At 71.6% G+C, this 5,940-nt stretch carries 7 protein-coding genes; 2 read left to right on the top strand and 5 right to left on the bottom strand.

Annotated elements, in window-relative coordinates; all coding sequences use genetic code 11:
• Positions 1-530 (top strand): 23S rRNA (guanosine(2251)-2'-O)-methyltransferase RlmB (gene rlmB / locus G6018_RS04395; protein ID WP_182638870.1); only part of this gene is annotated, 530 nt, incomplete at its 5' end.
• Between the two features lie 19 nt (positions 531-549).
• Here rlmB and G6018_RS04390 read toward each other — a convergent pair.
• The 5 genes from G6018_RS04390 to otsB form a co-directional block, all read right to left on the bottom strand.
• Positions 550-1,527 (bottom strand): aminoglycoside phosphotransferase family protein, encoded by a 978-nt coding sequence (locus G6018_RS04390; protein WP_259843795.1) that lies wholly within the window; start codon positions 1,525-1,527, stop codon positions 550-552.
• Between the two features lie 34 nt (positions 1,528-1,561).
• Positions 1,562-2,410: a metal ABC transporter permease gene (locus G6018_RS04385; RefSeq protein ID WP_179524508.1), complete on the bottom strand. Its 849-nt coding sequence runs from the start codon at positions 2,408-2,410 to the stop codon at positions 1,562-1,564.
• Entirely contained in the window at positions 2,410-3,294 is an 885-nt protein-coding gene (locus G6018_RS04380; RefSeq protein WP_179524509.1) for a metal ABC transporter ATP-binding protein, read from the bottom strand. Before G6018_RS04380 ends, G6018_RS04385 begins: the two co-directional genes overlap by 1 nt.
• Positions 3,281-4,369: a zinc ABC transporter substrate-binding protein gene (locus G6018_RS04375; RefSeq protein WP_182638868.1), complete on the bottom strand. Its 1,089-nt coding sequence runs from the start codon at positions 4,367-4,369 to the stop codon at positions 3,281-3,283. The genes G6018_RS04380 and G6018_RS04375 overlap by 14 nt, the downstream gene beginning before the upstream one ends.
• A gap of 80 nt (positions 4,370-4,449) precedes the next feature.
• A complete protein-coding gene (gene otsB, locus G6018_RS04370; RefSeq protein WP_241731136.1) occupies positions 4,450-5,280 on the bottom strand; it encodes a trehalose-phosphatase in 831 nt (276 codons plus the stop codon).
• A 135-nt stretch (positions 5,281-5,415) separates the two neighbouring features.
• Between otsB and G6018_RS04365 the strand changes: the two genes are divergently transcribed.
• The coding region (locus G6018_RS04365; protein WP_241731990.1) for an amidase family protein at positions 5,416-5,940 on the top strand (525 nt) is incomplete at its 3' end.

Genomic DNA, 5,940 nt, shown 5'->3' with positions numbered 1-5,940 from the left:
TCCAGGTGCCGCCGTACCAGTACACCGATCCCAAGGATCTGCTCGACATCGCGATGGGAGCATCCGAACCCGCGCTGCTCGTGGCTCTGGACAACATCACCGACACCCGCAACCTCGGCGCGGTCATCCGTTCGGTCGCCGCGTTCGGCGGACACGGCGTCCTCATCCCGGAGCGGCGCAGTGCGTCCATCACGGCCGTCGCGTGGCGCGCCTCGGCCGGTGCCGCCGCCCGGCTGCCGGTCGCGCGCGCGACCAACCTCAACCGCACGCTTCTGGACTGGGCCAAGGCCGGGGTGCAGCTCGTGGGTCTGGACGCCGACGGCGACACCACCCTGGACACCTACGACGGCACCGGCCCCACGGTCGTCGTGGTGGGCTCCGAGGGTAAGGGTCTCTCACGGCTGGTGCGCGAGAACTGCGACTCGATCCTCTCGATCCCGATCTCCGGAGGGGTGGAGAGCCTCAACGCCTCGGTCGCCGCCGGCGTGGTGCTGTCCGAGTTCGCCCGCCAGCGTCGCGTGAAGGGCTGACGGGCCCCTCGGTTCCCGTTCAGCCCGGCGGGCGGCGGGGCGATCGACAACGATCGAACGTCGCCCGTGCGTACTCCCACGTCTCCTCGCCGTAGTACAGGTGCCCGACGACCATGTAGAGCCCGGCGAACCGTTGGTAGGTCCACGCCCGGTCGAGGAAGGTCGAGTCGATCCGACCGACGTAGCGCGCGAGCACCTCGTCGACGAAGCCCGGGCCGTACTCGTACAGCTCGGCGAAGTCGACCGCCGGGTCGCCGAGACACATGTCGGTGAAGTCGATGAGCCCCAGCCGGCCCGGGGACGTCCGCCGATCCCAGTACAGGTGACGGACGTAGACGTCGTTGTGCAGGAAGACCCTGGGCAGCAGGGTGGACTGGAGCGCGGCGACCTCGTCACAGATCTCCCGCGCGGTCCGCATCTCGTCCTCGGTGAACACCGCAGGGAGGTCGTGGGCCACGATCCCCCGCACGAAGTCCAGGTTCTCGGGTTGGTACGAGTCCGGGACCCGGTCCAGCGGCGGGGTGGAGGTGTCGGCCGCGTGCAGCGCCGCCAGCAGGGCACCGAGCTGCCCGGCCACCGACGTCCTGTCCGTCGTGGGCAGACCGCGGAGTAGCTCGGGGGTCAGCCTGTCCCCACCCACCAGCGGATACCCGGCGAAGCCGCCGCCCGACGGAACGTGTGTGTACCGGGGGATCGCGGCGTCGACACCGGGGGACAGGTGGTCGAGGACGGCGATCTCCTGCGGGAGCTGGGCGAGCGCCTGCTCGTCCGTCGGGAACCGGAACACCAGCTCCCGGTGCCCGAGGGAGTCGGCCCCGCGGCACCCGCGGCACAGCACCACCACGTGGTCCCAGCCCTCGTCGATCCACGACGCCGAGTCCCAGGCGAGGGTCGGGAACGCGGCGCGGATCGCGTCGAGCTCAGCGCTGCGCTCGGCCGGGGGCTCGGCCGGGGGTCCGGCGGGTCGCTCGGCAGGGGGGTCGGGGTCGATGGGCACCCGTCCGACGGTAGTCACGCGGGCCGGTCGGTGCTCAGCTCCGGAGTGCCGCGACCGCCCGGCACGCCAGGTAGATGACGAAGGAGATGGTGGTGACGAACACCGAGACGGGCACCCCGGGCGCGAGCGAGAGCAGCATCCCACCGACCGCGGCGATCTGGGCGAACAGGATGGTCAGGGCGATCGCACGCCCGGGGCTCGAGGTGACGGCGGCCGCGGCGGCGGCAGGGGTGATGAGCAGCGAGAGCACGAGCAGCGCCCCCACCACCTGGACGGCCTGGGCGGCCGCGAGGCCCACCAGTACCGCGAAGACCAGGTTGATCGCGCGCACGGGAACCCCCCGCGCCTCGGCGACCTCGGGGTCCGCGGAGGAGAAGACCAGCGGACGGTAGAGCGCGATCAACGTGACGCAGATGATCGCCGCGACCACCGCCATCTGGACCACGCCGTGCTCCGACACGCCCACGATCTGCCCGGTCAACAGGGAGAAGCTGGTCCCCGACCGGCCGGGGTAGAGGTGGATGAACAGCACGGCCATGCCGAGGCCGAACGCCATGACCACGCCGATCGAACTGTCGCGCTGGGAGGCGCGGGCGCCCATGAGTCCGAAGATCAGCGCGGCCACCACGGATCCGAGGATCGCACCCAGGCCCAGGTTGAGGCCGAACAGCAGTGCGGCGGCGGCGCCGGTGAGGGCGAGTTCGCTGGCGCCGTGCACGGAGAACGACATCTGCCGCATCACGATGAACGGTCCGATCGCCCCGGCCAGCAGGCCGAGCAGCGCGATCGCGACCAGTCCGTAGAGCACGAAGTCCTGGCGGAGCAGGTGCGCGGTCACCTCGGTGTCGGCGATCGTCCCGGCGATCTCGAGCAGGCGGTCCATCAGTGCGCTCCGGGGTGGGTGTCGTCGTGATGGTGGTGGCCGGTGGACCAGGGTTCGGCGCACAGGTGCTGGGTGTCGCCCACCACGATGATCTGGCCGCGGACCCGCAACACCTCGACGGGCGAGGAGTAGAGGTCGGACATGACCTCGGTGGTGAACACCTCCTCCGGGGTGCCGATGCGGTGGCGCCCGTCCACGAGGTAGACGATCCGGTCGACCATCGGCAGGACCGGGTTGATCTCGTGGGTGACGAAGAGGACCGCGGTGCCGTGGTGACGACGGCGGTGGTCGAGTACCGAGGCGACGGTGCGCTGGCCGGTGAGGTCCAGGCTCAGCAGCGGCTCGTCGCAGAGCATGACGCACGGGTCGCACGCGATGGCCTGGGCTACCCGGACGCGTTGCTGCTCGCCTCCGGACATGCGACCGAGCGGCTTGTCCGCCAGCTGCCCGGCCCCTAGGCGGTCCAGCGCGGCGTCGACCACCCGACGCTTCTCGCCGCGCCGGGACGGCCACCCCGGACCCCAGCGGGTCCCGTCGATCCCGAGTCCGACCAGGTCGCGTCCGCGCAGGGTGATCCCGGGGTCGAACGCCTTCTGCTGGGGCACGTACCCCAGGTGGGTTCCGCGGTCGCCGGGGGCGCGGCCGTCCACCAGCACGGTGCCGGAATCGGGTGCCAGCTCGCCGAGGAGCACCTTGAGCAGGGTCGTCTTGCCGGCTCCGTTGGGGCCGAGCACGGCGACGAACTCCCCGGCGGCCACCTCGAGGTCGAGATCGCGGATGAGGGTGCGCCCGCCGCGCGAGACCGTCACCGACTCCAGGGAGACGACCGTCCCGGGGCCGGGTTCGCCGCGGAAGTGAGATGTCACCTGGTCAGTGTCCACCATCGGCGACCGGGGTCGCACCGTCGAGGGCCGAGGACAGCGAGTTGACGATCCCCGTCATCCACGTGGTGTAGTCCATGCCCTCGGGGAGGGTCTCGGTGAGGTCGACGACGGCGACGTCCGCCGACTCGGCGGCGTCACGGACGCGGGCGGTCACGGTGGTCTCGGTCTGGGTGTTGAACGCGAGGAACGCGACCTCCCGCTCGCCCATCAGGTCGAGCATGGCGGAGAGGTCGGCCGCGGACGGGTCGGTGTCGTCCTCGATCGAGGCCAGGAATCCGCGCGGCGTCAGGTCGACCATGTGGGCGGCGTCGAACAGGTGGGCGCCGACCCGCTCGGTCTGGGCGTAGGGGAAGTGCCCGCGGTCGTGGATCGCGTCGAGCTCGGCCTCGAGGGGGGCGAGGGAGTCGGCGAACCGGTCGGCGTTCTCGCGGTACTCCTCGGCGTTCTCCTCGTCGATCGCCGCCAGCTCCTCGGCCACCCGCTCGGCCACGGCGGCCGCGGTGGGCAGACTGAACCAGACGTGCTCGTTGGTGTCGGACGCGTGGTCGTGGCCGTCGTGATCGTCGTCCGATCCGTGTCCGTCGTGACCGTCCTCGGCACCGTGATCGTCGTCGTGCCCGTGCTCGTCCGCACCGTGGTCGTCACCGTGGGAGTGCTCGGCGATCGACTCGCCGGTGACGCGTTCGTACTCGTCGACCGCCCGCACCACCGGGACGTCCGCGGCGTTCTCCAGGGCCCGGTCCACGAAGGCGTCGTAACCGGCTCCGTTGTAGACCACGAGATCCGCGTCGGCGACCGCCGCGGCGTCGGCCGGGCTCGCCTCGTAGGAGTGCGGGTCGGCGGCCGGGTCGGAGATCACGGACTCGACGGTCGCGTTGTCGCCGGCGACCTGCTCGGCGATGTCGGCGTAGACGGTGGTGGAGGCCACGAGGTTCAGGCCGCCGGCGGCGGTCCCGTCGTCCGTGCCGTCCTCGGACCCGCAGGCGGTGAGGACGGCCCCTCCGACGAGTGCGGCCATGGTGAGGGCGGCCGCCCTCGTCAGGCGGGGACGGCGGGGGAAGGGGGATGACGACATCACGAGTACCGCTCTCGTAGTAATGGGAACCGTTGTCGTTAAGTGTACGGCGACGACCGCTCCCGGGTGCAATCCGGGCGTCAGGCCCGCAGTTCGGCGAGCTGGGAGAGCAGCCCGACCACCGCCGGGATGTCGGCCACGCGGTAGGCCGCGAGCGTCTGGCCGTCTCCGACCTTGATGCCGACATCCCCGTCCCGGAGGCGCGCGAAACCGCGCTCGTCGGTCACGTCGTCGCCGATGAAGATCGCGATCTCCGCCCCGGTCTGCTCGACCAGCTTCTCGATCGCCGCGCCCTTGCTGGCCTCGCGGACCGCGATCTCCACGACGTTCTTGCCCTCGGTCACGAAGACGCCGTCGAGGGCGGCGGGTCCGGCCATGGCCTCGGCCATCGCCTTCTGACGCAGGGCCGGGTCCTCGACCGGGCGGACGTGCAGGACGGCGGCCGTGGGCTTGGGTTCGACGTGCGCCCCGGGGGTGCGCGAGACGATCTCCTCGAGCTCGGAACCCACACGGGCGAGCCGCGCGAGCTCGTCGTCGTCCAGGGGCGTGTCGAACCCGCCCTCCCACTCCGACCCGTGGCTGCCCACCAGGACCACCGGAGCGACGGCGCCGCTCACCTGGGCCAGTGCGGCGCGGTTGCGGCCGGACAGCAGGGCGACGGTGGTCCGCGGAAGCCCGGCGAGGCGTTCGAGGGCGTCGATGGCGCCGGGCGCCGGGACGGCGAGAGTCGGGTCGTCGACGAACGGCGCCAGGGTGCCGTCGTAGTCGCACGCGATCACGAGGGTGGGCGTCTCCGCAGCTCTGCTCAGGGCCTCGGCGAGCTCGGGGGGGAGGTCGACGGCGGGAGGGGTTCCGGTGGACGGGCGGTGGGCGGACGTGCCGTCGGGGGTGCTGTCCTCAGCTGGGGTCATGGCTCCCAGATTAGGAGGCGAACCCGCCCGGGGTCGTGATGTCCGGATCAGCGCCCGCGGATTCGGGGTGACCGGAGTGTTGACGACGAGGCGGCCGACTGTAGGATTGTCGACAATCTGACGGAAGGTACACGGATGACTTCTTCCCTGACGGCCCTGGAGCTCTCCGAGCGCTTCCGGAGCGGCTCGCTCTCACCGGTCGACGCCGCTGAGCACGCGCTGGAGGCGATCGAGCGGGTCAACGGCGAGATCAACGCCTTCTGCCACCTCGATCGAGAGGCGACCCTCGCGTCCGCCCGCCGATCGGAGGACCGGTACCGGCGGGGTGAACCCTTCGGCCCGATCGACGGCGTCCCCACCTCGATCAAGGACATCTTCTACACCCGCGGGGTCCCGACACTGCGTGGATCGCGCCTGCTGGCCGACAAGGCCGGGGCCGCCGACCCCGACTCGTGGCCCGACGACGCCCCGGTGACCTCCGCGGTGCACGAGGCCGGCTGCGTGGTGATCGGCAAGACCACGACCCCGGAGTTCGCGTGGAAGGGGGTCACCGACAACACGCTCACCGGCATCACCCGCAACCCGCACGACACGGCGCTCACCCCGGGCGGCTCGAGCGGAGGGGCGTCGGCCGCGGTCGCCGCCGGGCTCGGCCCCCTC

It is taken from the genome of Dietzia sp. DQ11-44 (assembly GCF_014145205.1).
GTDB classification, from domain to species: Bacteria; Actinomycetota; Actinomycetes; order Mycobacteriales; family Mycobacteriaceae; genus Dietzia; species Dietzia natronolimnaea.
This window is presented reverse-complemented; position numbering and strand designations above follow the sequence as displayed.